At 41.8% G+C, this 25707-nt stretch carries 22 protein-coding genes and 3 pseudogenes; 16 read left to right on the top strand and 9 right to left on the bottom strand.

The window, feature by feature from the left end:
• From V7K76_RS19650 to V7K76_RS19635, 4 genes are all read left to right on the top strand, one after another.
• On the top strand, nt 1-3548 hold a 3548-nt coding region (locus V7K76_RS19650; RefSeq protein WP_335029960.1), incomplete at its 5' end, for a hybrid sensor histidine kinase/response regulator.
• 208 nt (nt 3549-3756) lie between these two features.
• Nucleotides 3757-5826, top strand: coding sequence for a prolyl oligopeptidase family serine peptidase (locus tag V7K76_RS19645; RefSeq protein WP_334775863.1), 2070 nt, complete (start codon nt 3757-3759; stop codon nt 5824-5826).
• A 265-nt stretch (nt 5827-6091) separates the two neighbouring features.
• Nucleotides 6092-6667, top strand: a complete 576-nt coding sequence (locus V7K76_RS19640) for a TIGR04376 family protein (RefSeq protein ID WP_334694805.1) — start codon at nt 6092-6094, stop codon at nt 6665-6667.
• Between the two features lie 63 nt (nt 6668-6730).
• A complete protein-coding gene (locus V7K76_RS19635; protein ID WP_334775862.1) occupies nt 6731-7309 on the top strand; it encodes a GNAT family N-acetyltransferase in 579 nt (192 codons plus the stop codon).
• Between the two features lie 232 nt (nt 7310-7541).
• Here the strand turns inward: V7K76_RS19635 and hisC are convergent, their stop codons facing one another.
• The gene (gene hisC, locus V7K76_RS19630) at nt 7542-8606 is read right to left on the bottom strand and encodes a histidinol-phosphate transaminase (protein ID WP_335029959.1); all 1065 of its coding nucleotides are present in this window, start codon (nt 8604-8606) and stop codon (nt 7542-7544) included.
• Between the two features lie 493 nt (nt 8607-9099).
• Here hisC and V7K76_RS19625 point away from each other — a divergent pair, with 493 nt between their 5' ends.
• Nucleotides 9100-9654 carry a type IV pilin-like G/H family protein gene (locus tag V7K76_RS19625; RefSeq protein WP_335029957.1) on the top strand — a complete coding sequence of 185 codons (555 nt, stop codon included), beginning with the start codon at nt 9100-9102 and terminating at the stop codon, nt 9652-9654.
• A 139-nt stretch (nt 9655-9793) separates the two neighbouring features.
• Nucleotides 9794-12013, top strand: coding sequence for an O-linked N-acetylglucosamine transferase, SPINDLY family protein (locus V7K76_RS19620; RefSeq protein WP_335029956.1), 2220 nt, complete (start codon nt 9794-9796; stop codon nt 12011-12013).
• A 423-nt stretch (nt 12014-12436) separates the two neighbouring features.
• Here V7K76_RS19620 and V7K76_RS19615 read toward each other — a convergent pair whose 3' ends face one another.
• The 3 genes from V7K76_RS19615 to V7K76_RS19605 form a co-directional block, all read right to left on the bottom strand.
• On the bottom strand, nt 12437-12883 hold the full coding sequence (locus V7K76_RS19615) for a tellurite resistance TerB family protein (protein ID WP_334775858.1): 447 nt from the start codon (nt 12881-12883) through the stop codon (nt 12437-12439).
• Between the two features lie 179 nt (nt 12884-13062).
• Nucleotides 13063-13200, bottom strand: a complete 138-nt coding sequence (locus tag V7K76_RS19610) for a hypothetical protein (RefSeq protein ID WP_179064901.1) — start codon at nt 13198-13200, stop codon at nt 13063-13065.
• Nucleotides 13201-13458: 258 nt separating this feature from the next.
• Nucleotides 13459-14358 (bottom strand): ferritin-like domain-containing protein, encoded by a 900-nt coding sequence (locus V7K76_RS19605; protein ID WP_334775857.1) that lies wholly within the window; start codon nt 14356-14358, stop codon nt 13459-13461.
• A gap of 211 nt (nt 14359-14569) precedes the next feature.
• On the opposite strand from V7K76_RS19605, the gene V7K76_RS19600 reads away from it, so the two are divergent.
• On the top strand, nt 14570-14770 hold the full coding sequence (locus tag V7K76_RS19600) for a hypothetical protein (RefSeq protein WP_334775856.1): 201 nt from the start codon (nt 14570-14572) through the stop codon (nt 14768-14770).
• Nucleotides 14771-14880: 110 nt separating this feature from the next.
• Here V7K76_RS19600 and glnA read toward each other — a convergent pair whose 3' ends face one another.
• Nucleotides 14881-16305, bottom strand: coding sequence for a type I glutamate--ammonia ligase (gene glnA / locus V7K76_RS19595; protein WP_334775855.1), 1425 nt, complete (start codon nt 16303-16305; stop codon nt 14881-14883).
• Between the two features lie 356 nt (nt 16306-16661).
• Between glnA and apcB the strand changes: the two genes are divergently transcribed.
• Complete coding sequence (apcB, locus tag V7K76_RS19590) at nt 16662-17171, top strand: allophycocyanin subunit beta (RefSeq protein ID WP_334697433.1); 510 nt, start codon at nt 16662-16664, stop codon at nt 17169-17171.
• Here the strand turns inward: apcB and V7K76_RS19585 are convergent.
• Nucleotides 17168-17302, bottom strand: coding sequence for a hypothetical protein (locus V7K76_RS19585; RefSeq protein WP_334775854.1), 135 nt, complete (start codon nt 17300-17302; stop codon nt 17168-17170). The two genes, apcB and V7K76_RS19585, sit on opposite strands and share 4 nt — an antisense overlap.
• Before the next feature lie 62 nt (nt 17303-17364).
• Between V7K76_RS19585 and V7K76_RS34635 the strand changes: the two genes are divergently transcribed.
• The 4 genes and pseudogenes from V7K76_RS34635 to V7K76_RS19575 form a co-directional block, all read left to right on the top strand.
• Nucleotides 17365-17478, top strand: coding sequence for an element excision factor XisH family protein (locus V7K76_RS34635; protein WP_442936683.1), 114 nt, complete (start codon nt 17365-17367; stop codon nt 17476-17478).
• Nucleotides 17479-17539: 61 nt separating this feature from the next.
• Nucleotides 17540-17671, top strand: a pseudogene (locus tag V7K76_RS34630) (WG repeat-containing protein); the annotation flags it as partial.
• Nucleotides 17667-18011, top strand: a pseudogene (locus V7K76_RS19580) (transposase); the annotation flags it as partial. The pseudogenes V7K76_RS34630 and V7K76_RS19580, both read left to right, overlap by 5 nt.
• Before the next feature lie 156 nt (nt 18012-18167).
• Nucleotides 18168-18269: pseudogene (locus V7K76_RS19575) on the top strand (transposase); the annotation flags it as partial.
• On the opposite strand, the gene V7K76_RS19570 reads toward V7K76_RS19575, so the two are convergent.
• Entirely contained in the window at nt 18246-18536 is a 291-nt protein-coding gene (locus tag V7K76_RS19570; RefSeq protein WP_334775866.1) for a type II toxin-antitoxin system HigB family toxin, read from the bottom strand. The pseudogene V7K76_RS19575 and the gene V7K76_RS19570 sit on opposite strands and share 24 nt — an antisense overlap.
• A 281-nt stretch (nt 18537-18817) precedes the next feature.
• Here V7K76_RS19570 and V7K76_RS19565 point away from each other — a divergent pair, with 281 nt between their 5' ends.
• Both V7K76_RS19565 and V7K76_RS19560 read left to right on the top strand, forming a co-directional pair.
• A complete protein-coding gene (locus tag V7K76_RS19565; RefSeq protein ID WP_334775853.1) occupies nt 18818-19144 on the top strand; it encodes a hypothetical protein in 327 nt (108 codons plus the stop codon).
• Nucleotides 19145-22372, top strand: a complete 3228-nt coding sequence (locus V7K76_RS19560) for a tetratricopeptide repeat protein (protein ID WP_335029955.1) — start codon at nt 19145-19147, stop codon at nt 22370-22372.
• 110 nt (nt 22373-22482) lie between these two features.
• Here the strand turns inward: V7K76_RS19560 and V7K76_RS19555 are convergent, their stop codons facing one another.
• Nucleotides 22483-22734 (bottom strand): AbrB/MazE/SpoVT family DNA-binding domain-containing protein, encoded by a 252-nt coding sequence (locus V7K76_RS19555; RefSeq protein WP_334711450.1) that lies wholly within the window; start codon nt 22732-22734, stop codon nt 22483-22485.
• Between the two features lie 220 nt (nt 22735-22954).
• Nucleotides 22955-23971, bottom strand: a complete 1017-nt coding sequence (gene tilS / locus V7K76_RS19550; RefSeq protein ID WP_335029954.1) for a tRNA lysidine(34) synthetase TilS — start codon at nt 23969-23971, stop codon at nt 22955-22957.
• A 130-nt stretch (nt 23972-24101) separates the two neighbouring features.
• On the opposite strand from tilS, the gene V7K76_RS19545 reads away from it, so the two are divergent.
• Nucleotides 24102-24740 carry a hypothetical protein gene (locus tag V7K76_RS19545; RefSeq protein ID WP_334775850.1) on the top strand — a complete coding sequence of 213 codons (639 nt, stop codon included), beginning with the start codon at nt 24102-24104 and terminating at the stop codon, nt 24738-24740.
• Nucleotides 24697-25707 (top strand): tetratricopeptide repeat protein (locus V7K76_RS19540; protein WP_335029953.1); only part of this gene is annotated, 1011 nt, incomplete at its 3' end. The genes V7K76_RS19545 and V7K76_RS19540, both read left to right, overlap by 44 nt.

Genomic DNA, 25707 nt, shown 5'->3' with positions numbered 1-25707 from the left:
TGCTGTTTGAAGATGTAGTTACAGACTCCACCTATATTCAGATGGAAACCACAGAATTATCTGTGGATGAACTATCAGAAACTATTAGTTTTGGCAAAACTTCAGATTCAGAATTAACCGAAGCACAGCCAGGTGATTTGTTCAGTACATTCGATGAAAATCCGCAACTGCTGTTTGAAGATGTAGTTACAGACTCCACCTATATTCAGATGGAAACCACAGAATTATCTGTGGATGAACTATCAGAAACTATTAGTTTTGGCGAAACTTCAGATTCAGAATTAACCGAAGCACAGCCAGGTGATTTGTTCAGTCCCTTCGATGAAAATCCGCAACTGCTGTTTGAAGATGTAGTTACAGACTCCACCTATATTCAGATGGAACCCACAGAATTGTCTGTGGATGAACTATCAGAAACTATTAGTTTTGGCGAAACTTCAGATTCAGAATTAACCGAAGCACAGCCAGATAATTTGTTCAGTCCCTTCGATGAAAATCCGCAACTGCTGTTTGAAGATGCCGCCACAGATTCCACCTATATTCAGATGGAACCCACAGAATTATCTGTGCATGAACTATCAGAAACTATTAGTTTTGGCGAAACTTCAGATTCAGAATTAACCGAAGCACAGCCAGATGATTTGTTCAGTCCCTTCGATGAAAATCCGCAACTGCTGTTTGAAGATGTAGTTACAGATTCCACCTATATTCAGATGGAAACCACAGAATTATCTGTGGATGAACTATCAGAAACTATTAGTTTTAGTTTTGGTGAAACTTCAGATTCAGTATCAGCCGAAGCACAGCCAGATGATTTGTTCAGTCCCTTCGATGAAAATCCACAACTGCTGTTTGAAGATGTAGTCACAGATTCCACCTATATTCAGATGGATATTCAGATGGAAACCACAGAATTGTCTGTGGATGAACTATCAGAAACTATTAGTTTTGGCGAAACTTCAGATTCAGCCCAGACAAGCTCAGAGGTTTTAGAGACTGATGAGAATAATAATTTAGAAACGACCTTTGAATTCACAGAAAATACAGATTTTGAAAATGATTTATTGTTGACAGCAACGACTCTGATAGCAGCAGTAAATCAGGAAAAATTAGGAGAAAATCCGACAAGAATTGACTCAGAAGCTATCAATGACTTCACACAAACGGTTATTCAGGAAGATGTAGCAACCAATTTGTGGAATTTAGGAGAGATATCTGAAGTTGCAGCAGTGTCAGAGGGAGAAAATGCTATCATTGCCCCGACTGAAGAATTGGCAACTACAGAACTCCTTGAAGATGTTGCTTCAGAAGATGAATTTGCAGACTTAGAAGCATTACTAGGAGAGGAATTAGCACCCATCTCCAAAAATAAGGAGATACCAGAAGTAGATTTTGCTGCCCTGGAAGAATTGTTAGGTACAGATAGCGATCGCATCCAGCCCCAAGACATTCAACCAGTCTTGGCTAAAAATCCCATTCCATTACCAGCGATCAAAGATGAATTTGGTGATTTGGAGAAGTTGCTGGCAGAAGCAGATCAAACAATATCCCATTCTCCTGTAGTCAAATCTAACACCAGCAAAGCTACCCGTCCCTCAACTCGTCGGGCTACGAGATTTGAAGAAACGATGAAGGTTCCAGTGAAACAACTGGACGATATGAGTAATTTAGTTGGGGAGTTGGTGGTAAACCGTAATACCTTAGAGCAGGATCATGAACGGCTGCGGCAGTCGTTAGATAACTTGCTGATTCAGGTACAACAACTCTCAGATGTCGGCGCCAGGATGCAGGAGTTGTACGAGCGATCGCTCCTAGAAGCCTCTCTGTTAGCTGGACGCAAAAAGAAAGACCCAGGCTTGCAAGCGCCAGACTCCAACGCCGAAAGGGGTTTTAGCGAGTTAGAAATGGATCGTTTTACTCCCTTCCATACACTCTCACAACAGATGATTGAGCGCATTGTGCGAGTGCGTGAGTCGGCTAGTGACATTGATTTTGTTACCGAAGAAACCGAGCGAGTCGCAAGGCAATTCCGCCAAGTAACCACCCAGTTACAAGAGGGATTAACTAGAGCGCGAATGGTACCTTTTGCCCAAACAATCGATCGCTGGCGGCGAGGAGTGCGCGACAATGCTATTAAGTGTGGCAAACAAGTAGAGTTGGTGATCGAAGGTGGTGATACCTTAATTGACAAGATGATTTTAGATCATCTGACCGATCCGTTAACTCACATGCTGAATAATGCGATCGCTCACGGTATTGAAACCCCAGAAGAGAGGCAAGCTGCTGGTAAACCACCCGTAGGAATTATTACTATCCGCGCCTTCCACCAAGGCAACCAAACGATCATTTCTGTAGGTGATGATGGCGCAGGTATTGACTCTGCAAAGGTTAAGGCTAAGGCGGTGAAGATTGGTATGCTTACAGAAGCACAGGCAAAAGCCATGTCTCGCCTGGAAGTCTACGATCTGCTGTTCCAGTCTGGTTTTACAATTAAAGACCAAGCCGATGAAATTTCCGGTCGTGGTGTGGGTATGGACGTAGTGCGCTCCGAGATTAGCGAAATTCGGGGAACAGTAAACACCGATTCTGCTATTGGCAAGGGAACCACCTTCACCATTCGTTTACCACTGACTCTAAGTATTTGTAAAGCTCTCTGCTGCGTCTCCGATCGAGCCAGAATTGCCTTCCCGATGGATGGTGTAGAAGATACGCTAGATATTCCAGTCAAAAATATTCAACATGATGCCAATGGGCAATCGTTTATTTCCTGGCGTGATACGGTGCTGCCATTCCGACCTCTGAAGGAACTTTTAACCTTCAATCGCCAAATCAGTCGCGGTAATGTCTATGGTGGCACCAGAGATGATGATATGGTTTCTGTGGTTGTGGTGCGATCGGCAAATACCCTGATTGCTCTACAGATTGACCTAGTGTTGAGCGAACAAGAAATTGTAATTAAGCAATTTGAAGGGCCAGCCCCTAAACCCATTGGTGTAGCCGGTGCTACAGTCCTGGGTGATGGTCGGATTATGCCCATTGCTGACGTGCTGGAAATAATTGACATCTTCCAGGGACGGATTTCTACACAAACTGGTGGCAATTCTTGGCAACAAAAAGCTACTCCCCAAGATACCTCTCCTGTGAAGATTGATCCGACAGTGCTAATTGTTGATGACTCGATTACAGTCCGAGAGTTGCTGTCCTTAACCTTTAATAAGGCAGGTTATCGCGTAGAACAGGCGCGTGACGGTCAGGAAGCTTGGGATAAACTCCGCTCCGGCCTACCTTGCGATATCGTATTTTGCGACATCGAAATGCCCCGTTGCGATGGACTGGAATTACTCTCTCGCATTCAGAAAGACTCTAACCTCAATCACTTACCGATCGCCATGCTCACCTCACGGGGTGCAGACAAACACAGACAAATTGCGTCTCAACTCGGTGCTAGTGGCTACTTTACCAAGCCTTATCTTGAAGAAGCTCTCCTCGAAGCCGCAGCGCGAATGCTGAAAGGGGAGAAACTTATTACCACTACAAGTAATGCTTAGAATTAATAAAGATTCAGCTTCTAAATGAGGCAAATTAAATGCGCGTAGGCGTAGCCCGTCGGAGATATGCTGATTTATATAGCAATCCTAAATGAGTTACGAACAAAAAGATCCCCGACTTCTTCAAGAAGTCGGGGATCTGAGCCTCTTGGTGTTCATCTTGGGTCTATCTTTGTAGTATATAAAGAAGCACTTTTGACCTAAGACTATGCCTGATTCTGAAAAACCACTCACCTACCCATCTAGCCGCAAGAGTAATCAAGTCGATGATTACCACGGAACTTTAGTCGCAGATCCTTACCGTTGGTTAGAAGATCCTGACTCTGAAGAAACAAAGACTTGGATTGAGGCACAAAATCAAGTTACTTTTGGCTACCTGAGTGAAATTCCTGCTAGGGAAAAAATTAAACAACGCCTTACCAAACTTTGGGATTATGAAAAATATGGTATCCCTTTTAAAGAAGGCGAAAGCTACTTTTATTTTAAAAATGACGGACTGCAAAATCAAAGTGTCCTTTACACTCTGAAAACCCTCGACGATCAACCCAAAGTTTTACTCGACCCGAATAAACTCTCCGAAGATGGCACTGTTGCTCTTTCGGGATTATCTATTAGTGAGGATGGTAGACTTTTAGCTTATGGTCTATCATCTTCTGGTTCTGATTGGCAAGAGTGGAAAGTACGCGATGTTGAAACTGGTGAAGACCTGCAAGACCATTTAAAGTGGATTAAATTTTCTGGTGCATCTTGGACACACGATCATCAAGGTTTTTTCTACAGTCGCTACGATGAACCAAATGAAAAAACTCAATTAGAAGATGTTAACTATTATCAAAAGCTCTACTATCATCAATTAGGTAAACCTCAATCAGAAGACGTTTTAATTTACCATCGCCCTGACCAAAAAGAATGGGGTTTTAGTGGTGGCGTTACTGAAGATGGGCACTATCTAATAATTTCAATTTGGCTGGGTAGTGACTCCAAAAATTTAGTTTTCTCTAAAGATTTGACTAACCCTAATGGGGAAGTCATAGAACTAATTAACCAGTTTGAGGCAGATTACAGCTTTATTGACAATGATGATAGCGTCTTTTATTTCCGCACAGATTTAAATGCGCCACGGGGAAGAGTGATTGCCATTGATACGAAAAACTCTGCGTCAGAAAATTGGCGAGAAATCATTCCCCAATCTGCGGAGACTTTGGAAAGTGTCGGTATACTTAATAATCAATTTGTTGCTGATTACCTCAAAGATGCTCACAGCCAAATCAAAATTTTTGACCTCAAAGGTGAGTTTATTCGAGAGGTAGAACTACCCGGACTTGGTTCAGCCGGAGGATTTGGTGGTAAGCGTTATGATACTGAAACTTTTTATAGTTTTACTAGCTTTACCATACCAGGCACTATTTATCGCTACAACTTGGTGACAGGAAAAAGCGAGGTTTTCCGCCAACCACAGGTAGATTTTAATCCTGATGATTATGAGACAAAACAAGTCTTTTATCAGAGCAAAGATGGTACTAGAGTGCCAATGTTTATTACCCACAAAAAGGGTATTAAATTAGATGGCAATAACCCTACTTATCTCTATGCTTATGGCGGTTTTAATGCCTCAATGACACCTAGCTTTTCTGTGAGTCTGTTGGTGTGGATGGAGATAGGTGGTATCTATGCGATGCCTAATATTCGCGGTGGTGGAGAATACGGCGAAGAATGGCATCAAGCAGGAATAAAAGATAAAAAGCAGAATGTCTTTGATGACTTTATTGGCGCTGCTGAGTGGTTGATTGCTAACAAGTATACTCAGACTGAGAAGCTAGCGATCGCAGGTGGTAGTAACGGCGGTTTATTAGTGGGTGCTTGCATAACCCAACGTCCCGATTTGTTTGGTGCAGCAATACCCGCAGTTGGCGTTATGGATATGTTGCGGTTCCACAAATTTACCATCGGTTGGGCTTGGACTTCCGAATATGGTTCAGCAGATAACCTAGAAGAGTTTCCAGCACTGTATGCTTATTCGCCATTACACAACATCAAACCAAATACAGCTTACCCAGCAACCTTGATTACCACAGCCGATCATGACGATCGCGTTGTCCCTGCTCATAGTTTCAAATTTGCCGCAGCTTTGCAAGCGGCTCACACAGGTAATACACCAACCTTAATTAGAATTGAAACTAAAGCCGGACATGGTGCGGGTAAACCCACAGCTAAAATTATCGAAGAAGCCGCAGACAAATGGGCTTTTTTGGTGCGTACTTTAGATGTGAAATTTTAGCAATTTTGTGGGGTAGGAAATGCCTACCCCACAAAATTGGATAATTTATTTGTTGGAAATCTTGTGCAGTTTTATTATAAGACCTCTTGCAATACAGTTAAGATAAGACAAAAAGATTTGTAGAGACGGCGATTTATCGCGTCTTGAAAACCCAAAATTTTTGCTAGTAGCCCTTAACCCAAGGGTATTGGTCTATATTGTCCCGACAATGTACGACTGTCAATACAATAAAATAGTCACGCACCCGATTTCTGGAGTTTTAGCAGTGGGCTTATTTGATGATTTGAGTCGGTTTCTAGAAAACCGTTTAGAAGAATTCTTGCGTAGCAATCCACATTTGGAGTTAGAGGCGCTGCTAGAACAGCTGCGTGAGCAAGAAGAAGATACATTAAAGCTGATCGCAGATTTACAAGTACAAGAGAAGCGATCGCAAGAAGAAATTCTGTCCACCGCTCAAGAAATTCAGCGTTGGCATATCCGTATTCAAAAAGCTAAAAATGCTGGTAGAGAAGATTTGGCGGCGGCGGCGGGTGAACGAGAAGCAGCCTTGTTGCGCGAAGGAAATCAGCGTTGGGGACAGATGCAAGGGCTGAAAGAACGCATTCAGCAATCTCAGGAACTACTGCAAAAAATTCAGCAGCGACGACAAGAGGTACAAGCTAAAGCCGCTGAGGCACAGACAGCCCGTGCTAAAGCGCAAACCCAGCAGCGTTTTGAAACCGTTGGCTGGTCGAATCAAACTAGCAGTTATTCTAGTGGTTTTGATGACTTAGAAGATAAGTTCCGTAGCTGGGAAACTCAGGATGAACTAGAACAAATGAAGCGAAATCTGCAAAAGTAAAATATTTTACTTTCAGTCTCAGGTTGCGATCGCTAGATGAAAAAAATCAAGATAAACTAGACAATGGCTAAACGAGGATTCATTTTGGAAACTCAACGCCTATTCTTGCGGGAAATGACGCCTTCTGACCTCGACCCGCTACTACTTGTCCTTGGCGATGCAGAATCGATGCGCTACTACCCAAAGCCCTTTGACCGCGAGATGGTGCAAAATTGGATTGATCGGCATTGCCGCAGCTACGCACAGCACGGACTCGGCTTATGGGCGATGGTTCTCAAGGCGACGGGTGAGGTAATCGGCGACTGCGGACTGGTTTGGCAGGAGGTAGAAGGACACCAAGAACTCGAAATTGGTTATCATGTCCGCCGTGACCAACAAATGCAGGGTTACGCAACTGAAGCCGCATCTGCTTGCCAGGACTATGCCTTTAATGTCCTGGGTTGCGATCATCGCGTCATTTCCCTAATTCGCCCAGAGAACATCCCCTCTCGGCGTGTAGCTGAGAAAAATGACCTCAAGGTCGTTCAGGAGACACTCTGGCGTAACATACCGCACTATATATACGCTGTGCAACGCTCAGAAAGTAAATTTTTTACAACAAGCAATTTTTCAAAAGTAGAAAAGTCAAAATTACAGGTGTAGCCGAGTTTTTAGATTCTCTCTTCCCCGTCTTTCTTATCCCCAGTCTTTAATAGACATCTCCGAAAAAGAATGTAGAGACGTAGCAGTGCTACGTCTCTACAAGGGTTATGGGTCAATACGGTTCAGTTAAGGGCTACTGGCAACATTTTTGGGTTCTCAAGACGCGATAAATCGCCGTCTCTACAAGTGTTTTGGGCTTATCTGAACTGTATTGGGTTAGGGTAACGCATCTTTAATTTCTGGAGATGTCTAATAAATCAATTAGTGCCTCCACTAGAGCCTGATTTTGCTCATCAGTGCCAACAGTAATACGTAATTTATCATCTAGTCCAGGTTGCTTAAAGTAGCGGATTAAAATTCCCCCTTCCTTCAGTTTTTGATAAAGATATTCTGCGTTTCCTTCTCTTGGCTGTGCCAACAAAAAATTAGTTTGGGAATCCCAAATATGAAAACCTAATTGTTTCAAGTCTGCTGCTAACTTAGCCCGTGATACCTTTATCTTTGCCACACAAGCATTTTTATAAGCTTGATCGGTAATAGCAGCCGTACCAATTGCACAGGCGATCGCATCAATGTTATAGCTATCTTTCACCTTAAACAATCCCTGCAACAATTGGGGATTCGCCACCCCAAAGCCCAGTCGTAATCCTGCCAATGAGTACCCCTTAGAAAGTGTCCGAATCACGATGACGTTTTCGTATTCCTTTACCAAAGCCAAGGCATTCTCTTCGGTAAAATCTACATAAGCTTCATCAATTACCAAAACCCCAGATAACTGGCTGGCTAATTTTCGCAAGTCATCTGTTGCCACCACATGCCCCGATGGACTATTGGGCGACGCAATAAATGTCACAGAACCATTGGCGGCAACCAGTTCTTCTAAAGGTAAGCTGTAGTCATCACTGTAAGGAATCTCAATAATTTTCGCCGCTTGCATTTCTGTCAATGTGCGATATAGCACGTAAGTTGGCATCGGGTAAACAACTTTCTTCCCAGGTTCTACACAGGCTCGAATGATTACGCTCAATAATTCATCACTACCATTTCCGACAATAATCCAATCACTAGGAACTTCTAAAACTTTACTTGCAGCTTGCCGGAACTCTCCACCGAAAGGTTCTGGATACCGCCGTAACCACTCACCATCAATATTCCGTAGCACAGCTAATGCGGCAGGAGAAGGAGGATAGGGGTTTTCATTGCTATTAAGTTTAATAATCTGTGTACCGCGTTGAGGCTGCTCACCGGGAACGTAGCTAGCCATTGCATCAACATTGGGGCGAAAGTATTTAGTCATAGGGCATTGGGCAAAACAGTTCCAACTTCCGTTAGCGGGGCGTTGAGCCGGTTCCGAGTGCTATTGAGTAAAGAATTAGATATCCTAATTGGTACTCAGCACTCCTGAAGGCATTGGGGAAATTTCAACTTACCTGAAAATAGCTGTAAATATAGAGATTTTGCAATGACAAAATCTCTGCTTCTGGCGCAGGGTTTATCTTACCGTATATAGAAGAAGACAACTTGGAAACAAGAAACCTGCGATCGCCTGACGTGTTGACTAAACCAAGCTCCATTGCTGATGCAGAATGGGGACACGCTCACCGAAACAGTGCTGAGTAAGGAGTGCTGAGTAAAAAGTAATAGTCGCACTGGCTCAACGCCCCGCTACCGTTAACAGCACTCCTAAAACATTTCACCAAACTTTTTTTCTGAAGGTGATAGGAAAGCGATCGCACTTGGGTAAGTTACATCTAGAACACCCAAGCACTTCCTACCCCAGGAAAACACTTATGAAAACCGAATTAAAAGCCAAGTTTCTTCACCACATCCTCGACAAAAAGAAAGAAAATGAGGGTTTTACACTTATTGAATTACTAGTAGTAATTATTATCATCGGTATTTTGTCTGCGATCGCTCTACCTTCTTTCTTGAACCAAGCAAACAAAGCCAAGCAGTCAGAAGCTAAAACTTACGTTGGTTCCATGAACCGCGCTCAACAAGCTTATTACTTAGAAAATACTACATTTTCAACTTCAATTGGTGCTTTAGGTCTTGGTATTGCAACACAAACCATAAATTACACATATACGGCTGTTAGTGGTGGAGACGCTAGTTCAATAAACAACCGAGCGAAAGTAATAAATGCCGGTGCGCCTCTCAAAGCCTATGTTGGTGCTGTAGAGGTGACAACCCAACAAGCTACCAGTGAAGCTACTACCGTAGCTGTTTTGTGTGAATCTAACAACGCTATGGTTAACGGCGGTGCAAATGCAGATACCGTTACAATTGCTACTACCGCTGGACAACCTACTTGTCCGAGCAGCTACGTCTCTTTGGCTAAGTAAGCAACCAGGGACAAACAGTATATAAATTGTTTCTCAATCAGATATTTTCCAAAGTGGGTAGATGCTTCTATCCACTTTATTTCCATTTTTTAAGTGGTTCATAACTATATTCTTCATAAAATTTTCTCAGAGAATTATAATGATTACTGATGTATGTAATTGGCAAAATCAAGCTGAAGAATACTTTATTCAAGAAAAATATTCGCAAGCAGCACAGTTATATGAACAAGCAATAGCAATAGAACCAAATACCATCTCTTATTATTGGCATTTAGGGTTAATCTTGCTATTACAAGGGCAAGAAGCAGAAGCTCAAATGACTTGGATGCTGCCAATAGCAGAGGCAGATGAAGAACAGTTACCAATTTGGATAAATGAACTATTTCAATTTTTGCAAATAGAAGCTGAAAGACGCGAAACACTGGCAGAATATTCTCTAGCTTGGTTAATTCGCCAGCATATACGGGAAATTAATCCTAGTAATATAAATAATTTGCTTCAAATCCTGATACTTTCTATCAAATTAGAAAAATTTGAAGAAATTGATAATTTGAATGATTGGGGATTAATTGAAAGCTTAAATGCAAAAGAAAATATAGAAATCAATACCGAATTATTAATCCAATTTTTAAAAGAATTTTTAAATACTGTCCCATTACATCCAATTAATATAAGTTTAATAGAAGCGAGTCTTCCTTATTTCACTGAAACTCATCAATGCTTCTCTCTACTGCTTCCTGCTGCTATCCAAATTGGCCATACTTTGCGGCAGCCTTTACTAGCAGCATCTCTGCTAGAATTGCATTTACGATTGGAGCCAAATAATGTAGAAATTTTGCGGCACTTAGCGACTTTTTATCAAGATGCTCGTAATTATTCTCAAGGAATAGAGACAGCTAGATTATGTTATTCCTTATCAGAAAGCTTGGCTGATAAAATTTTTGCACTCCATTTGCTGTTAAGGGGTCTAATGACAGCAGGGGGATATTGGCAAGAGATATGTACAACTTGTCAAGAATTAGAAACTGTGTTTAAACAGTTTATTAAAGCTGAACGAATTCCTTTAGAAGAAGGAAGAATCTTACGGTTACTTACGCCATCTTTTGCGATACCTCACATTAAAGATGCTCCTGCGAATTTTCGAGCTATTCATAATCAGGTAGCTGAAATTTTTAACTTTTATATTAAAGCTTTTGGCAAATCAGAAGGAAAAAATTATTGTCACAAAATTATCAATAATCGAGATTTATCTTCCCCTACTAAGAAATTAAAAATTGGTTATGTATCTTACGCTTTAAGGAATCATTCTGTTGGTTGGTTAGCTCGCTGGCTATTTCAACATCACGACCGAGAGAAATTTGATATTCATACCTATTTTGTGAACTATCAATTAGTCAATGACTATCTCCAAGAGTGGTATCTAGGTCAGGCAGAAAAACCTCGTCAATTAGGTATGAATGGTCTAGAAATTGCTGACCAGATATATCAAGATGAAATTGATATTTTAATTGATCTTGATAGCATCACTCTAGATATTACTAGTGAAGTGATGGCACTCAAACCAGCCCCAATTCAAGTTACTTGGCTGGGATGGGATGCATCAGGCATACCTGCAATTGATTACTTTATCGCAGATCCTTATGTGTTGCCAGATGATGCCCAAAATTACTATACAGAAAAAATCTGGCGATTACCTCAAACTTACATAGCAGTAGATGGTTTTGAAGTTGGTGTACCAACTCTCCGCCGCGATGACTTGGATATCCCAATGGATGCGGTTGTATATCTCAGCGCCCAAAGAGGATATAAACGCCATCCAGAAACGACAAAGTGGCAAATGCAAATTATTAAACAAGTACCTAACAGCTACTTTTTGATTAAAGGGCCGGCTGAGGAAGAAACAATTAAACGCTTCTTTTACCAAATTGCTGAAGAAGAGGGTGTAGATTGTTCTCGGTTACGATTTTTACCACAAGTTTATTTAGAGTCGGTTCATCGTGCTAATTTAGGCATTGCTGATATTGTATTAGATACATTTCCCTACAACGGAGCTACGACAACCCTAGAAACCCTCTGGATGGGTATTCCTTTAGTAACCAGAGTTGGACAACAATTTGCGGCTCGTAATAGCTACACCATGATGATGAATGTAGGTGTAACAGAAGGTCTCGCTTGGACAGATGAAGAATATATAGAATGGGGTGTGCGCTTGGGTAAAGATGAAGCTTTACGCCAGCAGGTGACTTTGAAACTGAAAGCATCTCGACAAACAGCACCCCTTTGGAATGGTAAGCAGTTTACTCGTGAGATGGAGAAGGCTTATCAGCAAATGTGGCAGAGTTATATTGAGAAAAAATAAGCTCGTAGTTCAGGAGTCAGAATTCAGAATTCAGAATTCAGAAGTCAGAAGTCAGAATTTAGAATACTCTATCTATGTGCCCTTACAGAATGTTTGAAAAGTATTGGGCGAATAGAATTCGCTACTACACAAACCAAGTCCACCTGCGTGGACTAATACAAAATCGAGGGTTTTTAACCTGCGGAGGCAGGTTTTGCCTGTGTAGCCGCGATTTCTAATCGCTGAGGCAAGTAATAAATTAGACTTTTCAAACAACCTCTTACAGAGAAGCAACTTGACTTCTGAGTTCTTCTTGATAACTAATTTTGAACAGCAAAAAATAGTGGCAAAGAAGCTGAACTTCCTTGCCACGCTTTGTTTATAAGCTACTCATACACTTTAATCAGGTAGGTACAATAGGCATAACAAGTTATGTTCCACACCCTATGCGCGATTTTTAATCAAGATTACTTGCACAATTTGTATTGCTATCTCACTAGAAACCCCTAAAGTTTGATATAGATCATTTAAAAAGTTTTTTTCTTCTTCAAGTACAATACCTTCAGCTAGGACTAAATCGGTCGCTACTGCAAAGGCTGCTTCTCGCAAGTCTTGAGATAAAGAATCTTTTGCTGCATTAAACAAAGCATTAAAGCCATCACCCTGGAGAATGCCCAAGATTTTGTCAAACAATCTGTCCATCATTTCGTGGGGATAACTTTTAAAAAGTTTCATCCGAGACAACACAGAAATGATAGAATCTTCTTGCTCAACAGAAAGATAACCGTCTGAAGCTGTTGCCGTCAATATAATGACTGCAAAAGCTTCTGCTGGATTGAGTGCTGCTTGGGTTTGGCTTTCTGCGCCCAACACAGCGTCGAATAGACCCATTGTAGTAGCTCCTTGGTTAGAGTCCCAATAGCGCTATAGCTACCTGTGTGTTTGGTGGATGTACAGGTAAGACTGTAACGCTATGAGACTTTCATATCTTAGTGTTCCCAGGATTCATTCAAGGCGAACACTTGCACCCAATGGTTTTTTGGCAGGAACTACATTGCCGTTTGTAAACTTTAGCGTTCTCCTGTCTTTTCTATTGTCTCAATTACCGCCAAACCTATACTAGAAGCTGCTATTAACAGCACTATTGATATCAAATAGGCATTTGTCAGTATCCGCAGGGCTTCATCGAAAAAAATATAGGTGGTCATTGCTTCACCTTTTGAACTTTGTGCTGCTAGTACTTTTTATTTCTCCACACCCTGATAGGTGTATTTCGCTGAGAAACTGCTAGCAATTGCATCTTAACAAAACTTTAGCTCTTTCAGAACACTGCTTAAAATTTTTCTTTCTGAAGATTTGATGAAGTTTATAAAAAAGGGAAAAGGGAGCAAGGGAGAAGAGTTTTCCCCTCCGCGCCCCGCACCCCGCCCCTCTGCCTCTTTTCAATGCCCAATGCCAATGCCCTTCTATACCATTGTTTTCTTACGGTTACTTTCTCTTCCCTGGATGCCGTTGAGGAACATTGGCACAAACTTCTCGATAAACGTTTGTGGATCGCGCTGCCAAGCTTTTTGTGCAGCCTGAATTCTAGTAAATTGCAACTCAGGCGCTAGCAAAGTTTGGGGTAGGCGTTCCATCAGGTATTGGGGACGTTGCCAAAGGGGCATGGTATTTGCCACTTCCACCAGGTTGGCAACTCGCCGTAGTTCTGCACCCAAGGTGATATCCATTCCTGATTCAAACGCTGCTTGTTCGATGGCGGTATATTTTCGCTTGGCTTGGTCTACTTTTTGCTGATGTTCTGGACTCTTACGCGCAAGTTCTCCTAACCAACGATTACCCCACCGGACGTGTCCCACTTCCTCTGGGAGAATTTTTTCAATGGTTTCCCGGATTTTGATGTTTTCTGCGGTTTGTGCCCCTTGCTTGAGTGCATAAATGTGAGCAGAAAAATATTCACAGCCCCGTTTTTCGGTGACGTTAATTGCCGCAAGGGAAGAAATTACAAAATCATCAAGGTTTTCGACTGGATCTTGTTGTTCGCTGTCGAGTAGGCGTTCAAATTCATTGATATATGAGGAACCGGGCGGTTTGCCAATATCTGCTCCCAATTCCACCAACAAATCAGTTAGCCACATAGCATGACGAGCTTCATCTGAGATGTGATGAGACAAATCCCGCAATAGTTCTCGTGGCTGTCCATTCAGTTGTTCAATTAACTCGGTTAGGTCTTTGCAACTGTGTTGTTCGCTGTAACGGTAGCGGTTGAGGGTAATTAGATGGATTTCGCGATCGCATACCACCCGTTTTAATACATCTCTAGCACTCAAAACATTCTGAAATTTACGTGGATAAGCAACTGTCATAGATTTTGTAAAATTGTGTAAATCTTTGTAAATCTTTATTTTGATGGTAACTTAGTTTTTGCAACTGCTGTTTTTGTGCCGCTTCACGAAAAAAAGAGTAAAAGCAAATATGAATTTTTGTAAAAAGTAGCTTATGTTACAGAATTTTTGTTATATTAGTCTTGTGAGAAAACAAAAATTATATATTCACCAAATAGAGAGGGCTATGGTTATGTCTATCGCAGATAAATCTCGTGCATTAATGGCACGTGAACATCAACAAGTCAAGAATCGCCAACAATCAATACTGATGCGGGCTGCTCAAGAACTTGGTCTTCCTGAAGAAGTATCCCACAACTGGAACCCGATTCAAGGGAAGTTAGATGCTAACGCTCGCATGATTTATGGACCCAGTCATGCTTCCATGAGCTAAGTTTTAAGGTTGATTTTTGAGTGAATGTCTCAACTGACAACTCTGGAAAAAAAGCCACCCTCTACTCTAGGGTGGCAAAACTTATAAACTTAGTGAGATACGGTACTTAATTAAGCATCGTAGTAGAGGTAAAACTCGTAGGGATGAGGACGTAGCTGCAACTGCTTGACTTCGTTGCCTAGCTTGTAATCAATCCAATTTCCGATAAAGTCTTCTGTGAAGACACCTGATTCTGTCAAGAAGGCGTGATCTTTTTCCAGTGCTTGCAACGCCAATTCTAAAGAACCTGGTGTTGAAGGAACCTTCGCTAGTTCTTCTGGAGAGAGTTCATAGATGTTCTTATCTAAGGGTTCACCAGGATGGATTTTGTTCTTGATGCCATCAATACCAGCAGAAAGCATTGCAGCAAATGCTAAGTAGGGGTTAGATGTAGCATCTGGACAACGGAATTCCAAACGCTTGGCTTTGGGGTTAGTACCAGATAGAGGAATACGGATAGAAGCAGAACGGTTCCCTTGGGAGTAAGCCAAGTTAACAGGCGCTTCATAACCAGGTACTAGGCGCTTGTATGAGTTGGTACTGGGGTTGGTAATGGCCAACAGGGCTGGTGCGTGTTTGAGTAGACCGCCAATGTAATACAATGCTGTTTCACTCAAACCAGCATACTTATCACCTGCAAACAGAGGTTTGCCATCTTTCCAGATAGACTGGTGAGTGTGCATCCCGGAACCGTTATCGCCAAACAGTGGTTTGGGCATAAAGGTGACGGTTTTGCCGTGTTTCTTAGCAACGTTCTTGATGACATATTTGTAAATCATCAACCAGTCAGCTGCTTCGATCAACTTCCCAAAGCGGAAACCCAGTTCGCTTTGACCGCCAGTAGCAACTTCATGGTGATGCTTTTCAATGGGTACACCCAATTTTTCCATCGTCAACAGCATCTCTGTACGGATATCTTGAAAAGAATCCGTTGGTGAAACTGGGAAGTAACCTTCTTTGAAGCGTGGTTTGTAACCCAAGTTGGGTTTTTCATCTGTACCGGCTTTACCGGAATTCCAAGCACCTTCTTCGGAGTCTAAGAAGTAGTAGCCTTCGTTAGAAGTTTGTGCAAACCTAGCACTGTCAAAGATAAAGAACTCAGCTTCAGGTCCAAAGAAGGCTGTATCACCAATACCAGTGGAAACTAGGTAGTCTACTGCTTTTTGGGCAATAACGCGTGGGCAACGGTTGTACCATTCGCCTGTGCGGGGTTCTTTGATGCTACAAATTATACTTAGCGTTGGAACTTCCATGAATGGGTCGATCCAAGCAGTGTTGGGGTCGAGTACCATCGTCATGTCTGATTCGTTGATTGCTTTCCAACCCCGGATACTAGAACCGTCAAAAGGTACGCCATCAGTGAATGCAGTCTCATCGATTTGGTTTTGGTACAGCGTGAGATGCTGCCAAGTCCCTACTGTATCGATGAATTTGAGATCAATCAGCTGAATTTTTTCATCTTGAATTCTCTTCAAGAGTTCTTGCGGTGTTGTCATTGTTACTCCTTCTCTACCAATTTCCTAAAGTAAACCAGAATCTTCCATTGCATCCTAACCCTGCCGATCTCAATCCAGCCGTGACACACCTGAAATATCTTAAATACTAGACATTAGCGGATTTTGTAGTCTGTGCTACAGATATCTGGATTACAGGTTATATTAACCTTTCCGCGATCATCTGTACAAAACTGGAAAGTTCATCACATAGGGGTCAACTTTGGCATAAAATCCTTAGATAGCGGATAAATTGTTTTTGTGCCAAATCTATTTTAAATAGCACAAAAGTTTACTGGTGCATAAGTGCAGCCAAATAAATATCAAACCATAAATAGCAAGGATTGGGAGAAGAAGGAATGCGCGATGCGGTAACAAGTTTAATTAAGAATTATGACTTAGCTGGTCGGTATTTTGACCGGAATGCGATCGATAGCTTGAAGTCTTACTTTGACAGTGGTACAGCAAGAGTACAAGCGGCGGCGGCAATTAATTCTAATGCAGCTGCACTTGTCAAGCAAGCTGGTTTAAAGTTATATGAAGAACTACCAGAATTAATTCGTCCTGGTGGAAATTCTTATACGACTCGTCGTTATGCAGCTTGTCTGCGAGATTTAGACTACTACTTGCGTTACGCCACCTATGCGCTGGTTGCAGGTAACACCAATGTATTGGATGAGCGTGTGCTACAAGGGCTACGTGAAACTTACAATTCTTTAGGAGTACCTATTGGGCCGACAGTTCGCGGTATCCAAATTCTCAAGGATCTGATTAAGGAACAAGTAGCAGCCGCAGGTGTGCTTAATACTGCTTTTGTGGATGAACCATTCGATCACATCACACGCGAGTTGAGCGAGACAGATATTTAGATATTAGATGGGGAAGGTGTCTGCCCCGATATAAACATAAATAGCGATCGCACTTTGGTTTTTGGAGCGATCGCTTTTTTATCAACCTGATCAGGCGTTGAAAAGGGCTTTGTCCAAGTTTTCGCCAACATCGCGCCTCTGTAAAATAATTTTGCTAGATTAAAGCTGTGTTTTTGGAGCTATCTTTCGACTAATGCCAGCCAGAGACATCTACCACGCCGCAGTCATTAAAGCACTTACAGCAGAGGGTTGGACAATAACGAACGATCCATTATACCTCAATACGGAGGTAGAGAACTTTACGTAGATATTGGAGCAGAAAGAGTTACCATTGCTGCTGAGAGGGATAATCAAAAAATAGCTCTCGATTTGATTATGCAAAGGAATTTTCTGAGGGATTTGCACCTGTAAAAGTTAATAAAAAATGGGGATTCATCAACCTTAGAGGGCAAGTAAGCATTCCCCCACAGTACGAGATGGAAAGAAAATTTAGCATCTAAAAAAGCTGAATATGAGCAAATATTAGCAGGGTTGAAAAATAGTAAATATCCTCTACTCAAGAACGAAGATAGTTTAAGTGAAGATCAAGTAAATAAACTTATTCAAGTTAAAAATATATCTCCTACCCTGAAAGTAATGCATGAACTAAAAGAGAAATTTAGAAAAAATTTTAATAAGACTAATGATTGGTATACGGGAGTCTTTAAACTAGGTATGTGGTTATCGAGAGCTAAAAAATATTTCCCAAATAGCAACAATACTATTATTCGTTGGTTCGATGAAATTATTGCTTACTTTGATAATGGTACTAATAGTGGTGCTGTTGAAGGTATTAATAACCTGACTTTTCACGGCATGTGGAAAAGGTCATTTTGATGGTTTCCCAAGCCCTGATTTCTCCGTTGGCTATTTTCAATAACTCTGAGTTAATGAGAATTAGCCTGTGGAAAAAGCCACGCTTTTTCGGGGCTTGAGGACTTCCCGTGAAAAGTCAGTATTAATAACAAACTCAAGCTAATTAAACGTTCTGCTTATGGATTTAGAAACTTTGATAACTTCCGAATTAGATGCTTATTAAATTGGCATTTTAATTGTTAGTTTGGCATAATAAGTACTGAAGAACCATTTAATATAAATTAACTGCCCTTCATAATCTATACTAACAATCAAGCTATATTTGTTTCCTTTAATATTGAAAACTGTAAAATTACCAACAGCTTCAGCTTTAGGAAAAACTTGCTGTACTTCAACTAAATTTGACCATTTTGCTTTAGTAGCGATCTTATACCAATTGCTTAATGCTTCCTGACAATCTGAATGGTTCTCTGCATATTCTCTTAAGATTCTAAAACTAATAATCTGCATCATCCCCGATCACAAAAAGTAAAAACCTTTGATTTTCTCTTAGTCCACGTTCGCGTAGCGTTCCGTAGGAAAGGTGGACTTCGTTTGTATAGCCGCGATTTCTAATCGCCAGGACTAGTTGCAAGATGTGAGTTTCCGGGTTTGTGTCTGTTGCCTTATTTTAGGCAATTCTTGCAACATAAAGTAAATAATTTCGCAATATTCTCTGTGTCTGTGCGTGAAGCTTATCGCCAATTGAACGCATAATATACAGAATCTTGTATAAATTCGTAGGTGATTTAATGGCAGAAATCCAAGTCGGAATCGAAGGTGAAGCTGCACCAGCAGCAGCCGAGGCTTTGCTAGCAATTCCTGGAATATCGGGAAGCTATGAAGTTCCACCCCAAAAAGAGGCAACTCTAGCAGCTATTGCTACCATTGTCGGCATTGTAGGCGGTGCTGCGGCTTTAGCTGAACAAATTCGCAAATGGTATCAAGAATGGCATAAATCTCATACCGGGAAGCAATTTGATGTGGTAATTCTTGATCCTGATACTGGAAACAGGATTTTACTCGAAGAAGCTACTATAGAGGAAATCACGGAAATCCTCAAATCTATCAGCAAATAAGTGCAAACTATCCGCATTCAACTTCGGGAAAGTACGCAGGAAACAGTTGAACTCAGGTATTGGCTACCTCAAATAAAGCACTATGAATCACGTCGCCTGAAATTAGCAGAAATCGCTGATTTCCTCAAGCAAGGTGAACAAGATTACTATAAACTGCTGCCCAATTTACCAGGAATCGGGAAGCAGTTATTTTTTTGGTTGGATGGGGATGGACGGTGGTTGAGTCGGGGAATTGCTAACTGTCGCGGTGAGGGGTTGGTAATTGCCATTGATACTGATAAAAAATTGGCACATCTACCTTGGGAAGTGTTGCATGATGGTGAGGATTTTTTGGTGAAGCGGGTTAATCCAGTGGTGTTACCTCTGCGCTGGATTGAGAAAGACACGGAAGGGTTTTCTGTGGAAGCACGACAATTGCGAGTATTGTTTATGGCAACCGACCCGGAAGATGTGCAACCAAAGTTAGAGTTTGAACAGGAAGAAGCGAGAATTCTGGCTGATACGCGAGATTTTGCTGTAGATTTGCGGGTGGAAGAAAGCGGTTGCGTTAGCGAGTTGGGTAAGGTGTGGAGTCGCTATTTTAATGACTTTGATGTGTTTCACCTCACAGGACACGCCTCAATTAAAGATGAAGCACCTTACACGCCTTACTTTATCACTGAGACGGAAATTGGGGAACGCCACGAAACCACAGCCGCAGAACTTGCCGAAGTCTTCCGGTTTCGCTTTCCCAAGTTGGTGTTTTTATCTGGTTGTCGGACTGGACAAGCACCAGATAAAGGGGCTGTCCCTTCAATGGCTGAGGCACTAATTGCCCAAGGGGCGATCGCGGTTTTAAGTTGGGGGCGGCCTGTGGAAGATCGGACAGCTACAGCCGCCTCCGCGCACCTCTACGGCAAATTGGCTGCCGGATATCAATTAGCTGAAGCACTCGCTAGTACTTACCAGCAGTTGTTTAAACAGAATGTGCGTGACTGGCATTTGTTGCGGTTATATGTCCAGGGAGAATGTCCGGGTGCGTTGGTGGAAGTGTCGAGAGATGTGCCACTCTCTGCGCCGGAACCTGCTTATGATCTGTTTTTAGATCCCGATACCCAACTGGTGCGGGTGGCGAAACCCTCTGAGTTTGTTGGCAGACGGCGGACTTTGCAACGTTGTCTCAAAGCAATTCGCACTTCATTAGGGGTACTAATTCACGGACTGGGGGGTGTGGGTAAGAGTACTGTGACAGCGCGACTTCTGGAAAGGATGGTTGGCTATCACAGGCTGGTGAACTTTCGGCAACTAGATGAGGACAAACTGCTCAAAACCCTTGCTGAACAATGTACCTCGGAACGGGGGCATGAAATTCTCAATGGCAAGTTACCCTTGATGCAGCGCCTCACCAAGTTTTTCACAGAAGGACTGAATACCAAAGAACAGCGTTTTGCCTTTGTGCTGGATGACTTTGAGGCGAATTTGGATTTACGAAATGGGGTTTATGTCTTGCAACCACAAGTTGTAGATGTACTGCTGGCGTTGCTGAAGGCGATGCAAAATTCCCAACTTCCCCACAAGGTAATTATTACCTGTCGCTACAATTTCACTTTGTCGGAACTGAATCATCGTCTGTACCGCGAACCTCTGGGTGCTTTGGGTGGGGCAGATTTAATTAAAAAGTATAATCGTCTGGATTCGTTTAATGGCAGTTGGCAATTTCAGCCAGATTTGCCGGAACGTGCCAAACAAGCAGCAGATGGAAATCCTCGGCTGTTGGAATGGTTAGATAAGATTTTGCAAAATTCCCCGAAGTCGCCAGAAGCCGAGAGGGGAGTTGAGATGATTCTGCAAAAGATGCTAGATAGGGTAAAGGAATTTCGTGAGGATATTTTGGCTGAAGAATTGCTGAAGCAGCAAACTCCAGCTTTGCGGAAGATGCTGGGGAAGTTGTTGGTGTATGAGTTACCTGTTCCTCTAGCTGCTATTGACCCGATTTGTGAGGATATCTCAAGTTGGGAAAGTCATATTCAACGCGCTGAAATTTTGGGTTTGTTAGAAGTTACCCTCACCAACAACACAGAGAGGTTGTATCGTGTTCCCCGGATTTTGTCACCGTTGCTAGAGTTTCCAGAAAACCCCAAGGGTGAAGAGTTGTATAAACAAGCTGCACAAATTTTGTATCGCCTGTGGTGGGAGGTGGAAACTTCTACGGAAGCAAAAATGTTAGAAATTCATCGCTTGGCTTTGTTGGGGAAGGATGAAAATATTGCGGGGAAAATGGGTAATTCATTGGCGGGACACTTGCGGAATCAAAGTCGATTTCGGGAAGCAATACATCTGTGTAAATCAACCTTAGAAATTACTAAAAACCATAGTGTTCTTAGACAAATGGCTGTTTGTGAATATCAAATGGGTGGGGTTGATCAAGCATTAAACTATTACCAACAAGCTTTAAATCTTTGTCCCACAGAAGACGAACGAGAATTAGCATCAATTTATCATCATTTAGGGATACTGAAAGCCAACAAAGGGGAAGTAGAAGAAGCGATTGCACTCTACAATCAGTCTTTGGAAATTGATGAACGCATTGGTAATTTCCAAGGCAAAGCGGCGACGTTGCACCAAATGGGAATTATCTACGCCAACAAAGGGGAAATAGATGAAGCGATCGCATTTTACAATCAGTCTTTGGAAATTGATGAACGCATTGGTAATGTCCAAGGCAAAGCGCCAACATTGCACTGTCTAGGAAATCTCTACGCCAACAAAGGGGAAGTGGAGCAAGCGATCACACTCTACAATCAGTCTTTGGCAATAACAGAACGCATTGGTAATTTCCAAACCAAAGCAGCAACGTTGTACAATCTGGGATATATCTACGCCAATAAAGGGGAAGTGGAGCAAGCGATCACACTTTTCAATCAGTCTTTGGAAATATTTGAACACATTGGTTATGTCCAAGGCAAAGAAGCGACGTTGCACAATCTGGCAATTCTCTACGCCAACAAAGGGGAAGTGGATGAAGCGATCGCACTCTACAATCAGTCTTTGGAAATAACAGAACGCATTGGAGATGTCCGAATTCAAGCAAATACTCTCTGCTGGTTAGGATATTTGGCAGAACAGCAGGGTGAATACACTAAAGCGATATCCTATTTGCAACCAGCTTTAGAGATTTTGCAGCGATTGAAGTCACCGTATGCTGAACAGGTGCAAGCTAGGCTGGAGAGAATACAGAATCATTCGTAAAGACTAAGATCCCCGACTTTTTCAAAAAGTCGGGGATCTGGTTTTCTGGTGATTGACAAGCGATCGCTTTCTCAAATTTCTGGGTACAGAAGTGCGCGCATTTATATTCCCTATTCAGCATCTTGAAGCTGTCGCTGAAGTTGTTTAGCTTCTTCGTCAGTTAAGCGATCGGCTATCTGAAACTCCTCGATTCGTTCGTCTGTATATATCTCAATCGGATACACTCCAGCAGGACGTAGTAAAATTCCACCATCAGCAGTAGTTTCCACCAGTAGCATAGTTTCCCCATCCAACCCTAGACGATTAAGAATTGCTTTGGGAATAGAGACTTGACCTGTTTTTCCTAGCTTGATGACTTCCATAAATTCTAAATAACCATAATCCAGCAACCCGGAATTTAATTAGATCATAACTAATCAGGGTTACTCGCACCAACTTTTCTGTTGATTAATCTAGTTTACAGGCACTTGGTACAAAAAGCGATCGCTCTCTACAATCAGTCTTTGGAAATAACAGAACGCATTGGTAATTTAACGTGAATTCGACAAACCTCTCCCTGCTTTGCAATAGCAATACTCAAAACTATTTCAAACAGATCCAGTCGCCTTCTACTTGAGCGATCGCACCACCAGGAAATGGATCAGTTTGCGATCGGTTGGGCGCTATAATTAGAGCCGTTAATTTCTCAATGTGTTCAAAACTGGGCGCATCAGTCAATATTTGCTGCAACACCTGACGCATCACGCGACGTTGCAACGCCAGTGGTGCTTTCTGCAATACCCGACGATTTAAGCGTAAGGGGAGTGGGGAGTGGGGAGTGGGGAGTAGGGGAGAAACAGGTAATTTTTCATCATCCATGCCCAATGCCTCATCCCGCAACTCCTGGGCAGCTTTTTCCAGATATTCCACTTCTGCCTGTAAAAGTTCTGCTGTTTGGGCTAAGGCTGATTCTACTTGGGGATTGAAATTATCTCGTAAATATGGTATTAATTCTTGGCGAATGCGGTTGCGGGCATATTGCAAATCTTGATTGGTGGAATCTTCCCATATTGGTAATTTAAATTCTTGACAAAATTGCTCTGTTTGTGAGCGAGTGACTTCTAAAAGTGGACGCGCTAGCATAATGCCTGTAGTTAGAGGGCGTTGCCAAGTCAGGGCTTGTAAGCCATCAGCACCAGTACCGCGAATTAAATTGTAGAGGAGAGTTTCGGCGCGATCGCTGGCGGTGTGTCCTGTAACTATATATTGAAAATTATTTGCCTGGGCGATCGCACTTAAAGCTTGATAGCGCCAATCGCGTGCAGTAGCTTCACTATTTATCGGTTTGTTTGCTGTTTCTAAATAAAAGGATATACCCCAAGTTTTCGCTAAATTTTTGACGTGATAAGCATTAGCTTCGGAGTCAGAACGCCAGCGATGATCGCAGTGAGCAATACCTAAATGCCATCCCCATTTGGATTGTAAATCTAAAAGTAATTTGATTAAACACAAAGAATCTTGTCCGCCGGAAACAGCGATTAATAGCCGTTGGTTGCGCTCAAATAAGTGGCGCGATCGGATTGTGCGATGGATTTTTGCGTGTAGGGGAGTCCATACCATTTTTTTCAGCGCACACAGACAAAGATAATTTTCTATTATATCTGTGTAGATAAACTTTGGTATTAGTTTTTACCTTCCTTTAGTTGCTGCCGAAGATGGATTTTTAATTATTTTCGATAACTTAGACAGAGTGCCTCCAAATGTAGCTAAACATTTATTTTGTGATTACGCATTTCAATTACAAAGTCTATATTGTACGATTATCTATACAGCACCAATTTCTATTGTCTATTCTGAAAATAACTTGAGTAATTCTTTCGACACTCCCAATATTGTGCCGATGGTCAATATATATGAGTTTGAACAAGACAAAACCGATCTAGCTCATAATGATGATGGTATAACAGCAATTACGAGTTTAATTGAACAAAGAGTTGAAGTAGATGCAGTATTTGAATCGCGTCAACTATTGGTAGATTTAGCGAAAGCAAGCGGTGGTCACATTCGCCAATTGATGCAAATAGCATCACAAGCATTTCTTACAGCCGCAACTCGCGATCGCGAAAAAGTTACTGCCGATGATATTATCTATGCAATTAAGCAAGAACAGTTTAATTTTGAGCGGAGTATATCAACAGAATACTATTCGGCGTTGGCTGCGGTATGTGTAAATAAGGATGTTTCTAAAGATGAAATAGGCAGGTTAATGCTGTTCAGTCTTTGGGTTTTTGAATACAACGGCAAAAATCGCTGGAATTATGTTAATCCAGTTGTGAGGCAAATCCATGCTTTCCAAGAAGCACTCAAATCAGCTACAAGTAGCCCATGATTTAAAATTAGAAAAAGAAACTTTTTTGCAAATAAATCAGCAGTCATTAGCGGAACTGTTAACCTTTATTGACTTTGCTGACACTCAGCTAACGATTGGGTTCGTTGCTGTTAATTTTGCTGAAGATAGAGATACTTTAATTGAAATCCTTGACAACCATCCTCGATGTGATGATATTCAGTTTGAAATTCTCAATTTTGCGGCTCCTAATTTGCGTTTTTTAAGGGATGAGATTATTCGTGATTTAAAAGAAATTCATTTAGAGCCAGATAAAAAATTAGTCTTAATTGTTATCGGTTTAGAAAAGTCTATTGGTTTGTCTGGAAAATATCCGCCTGTACTCCAAGACTTGAACTTTGTCCGAGACGCTTTTACTAACAGTGTTCCTCACCCTATACTGATATTTTTGCCAGATCATGCCCTAATGCGTTTGGCAAAATATGCCCCAGATTTTTGGGCATGGAGAAAAGGAGTATTTTATTTTCAAACAGTCCAGTCTACTCAAGAGTTGGCTATTGAAAAAACTATTCAGTCTGAGAGAATATTAGGAAGTTTAGATTTACCAGAAAGGCAAGAGCGAATTGATTTACTTGAGCGCTTGCTAATGGAAGAATCAACTGATATACGCACCCGCGCTACTATTTCAAAGGAGTTAGGTACAGCTTACAGGAGTATTGGTGAGGCGAAAAAAGCAGAAGATTTTTTGCTAGAAGCTTTAAAGTTAACTGAAGAAGATGAAAATCTAGCAGGAATCAAAGCCAGCGTTCTTCACGAACTGGGTTACATATATGATGATTTGGGGGAATGGGACAAAGCGATCGCACTCTACAATCAGTCTTTGGAAATAAAAGAAAGCATTGGTAATGTCCAAGGCAAAGCGGCGACGTTGCACCAACTGGCAGGTATCTACGCCAACAAAGGGGATGTGGATGAAGCGATCGCACTCTACAATCAGTCTTTGGAAATA

This window comes from Nostoc sp., assembly GCF_036917975.1.
GTDB lineage: Bacteria > Cyanobacteriota > Cyanobacteriia > Cyanobacteriales > Nostocaceae > Nostoc.
The sequence above is the reverse complement of the archived record's forward strand: the minus strand, read 5'-3'. Positions and strand labels throughout refer to the sequence as shown.

Excerpts from the sequence above, each read along its gene's own strand:
- V7K76_RS19645 (WP_334775863.1), top strand. The coding sequence starts at position 3,757 with ATGCCTGATTCTGAAAAACCACTCACCTACCCATCTAGCCGCAAGAGT.
- V7K76_RS19635 (WP_334775862.1), top strand. The coding sequence starts at position 6,731 with ATGGCTAAACGAGGATTCATTTTGGAAACTCAACGCCTATTCTTGCGG.
- hisC (WP_335029959.1), bottom strand. The coding sequence starts at position 8,606 with ATGACTAAATACTTTCGCCCCAATGTTGATGCAATGGCTAGCTACGTT.
- V7K76_RS19625 (WP_335029957.1), top strand. The coding sequence starts at position 9,100 with ATGAAAACCGAATTAAAAGCCAAGTTTCTTCACCACATCCTCGACAAA.
- V7K76_RS19620 (WP_335029956.1), top strand. The coding sequence starts at position 9,794 with ATGATTACTGATGTATGTAATTGGCAAAATCAAGCTGAAGAATACTTT.
- V7K76_RS19615 (WP_334775858.1), bottom strand. The coding sequence starts at position 12,883 with ATGGGTCTATTCGACGCTGTGTTGGGCGCAGAAAGCCAAACCCAAGCA.
- V7K76_RS19610 (WP_179064901.1), bottom strand. The coding sequence starts at position 13,200 with ATGACCACCTATATTTTTTTCGATGAAGCCCTGCGGATACTGACAAAT.
- V7K76_RS19605 (WP_334775857.1), bottom strand. The coding sequence starts at position 14,358 with ATGACAGTTGCTTATCCACGTAAATTTCAGAATGTTTTGAGTGCTAGA.
- V7K76_RS19600 (WP_334775856.1), top strand. The coding sequence starts at position 14,570 with ATGTCTATCGCAGATAAATCTCGTGCATTAATGGCACGTGAACATCAA.
- glnA (WP_334775855.1), bottom strand. The coding sequence starts at position 16,305 with ATGACAACACCGCAAGAACTCTTGAAGAGAATTCAAGATGAAAAAATT.
- apcB (WP_334697433.1), top strand. The coding sequence starts at position 16,662 with ATGCGCGATGCGGTAACAAGTTTAATTAAGAATTATGACTTAGCTGGT.
- V7K76_RS19585 (WP_334775854.1), bottom strand. The coding sequence starts at position 17,302 with ATGTTGGCGAAAACTTGGACAAAGCCCTTTTCAACGCCTGATCAGGTT.
- V7K76_RS34635 (WP_442936683.1), top strand. The coding sequence starts at position 17,365 with ATGCCAGCCAGAGACATCTACCACGCCGCAGTCATTAAAGCACTTACA.
- V7K76_RS19570 (WP_334775866.1), bottom strand. The coding sequence starts at position 18,536 with ATGCAGATTATTAGTTTTAGAATCTTAAGAGAATATGCAGAGAACCAT.
- V7K76_RS19565 (WP_334775853.1), top strand. The coding sequence starts at position 18,818 with ATGGCAGAAATCCAAGTCGGAATCGAAGGTGAAGCTGCACCAGCAGCA.
- V7K76_RS19555 (WP_334711450.1), bottom strand. The coding sequence starts at position 22,734 with ATGGAAGTCATCAAGCTAGGAAAAACAGGTCAAGTCTCTATTCCCAAA.
- tilS (WP_335029954.1), bottom strand. The coding sequence starts at position 23,971 with ATGGTATGGACTCCCCTACACGCAAAAATCCATCGCACAATCCGATCG.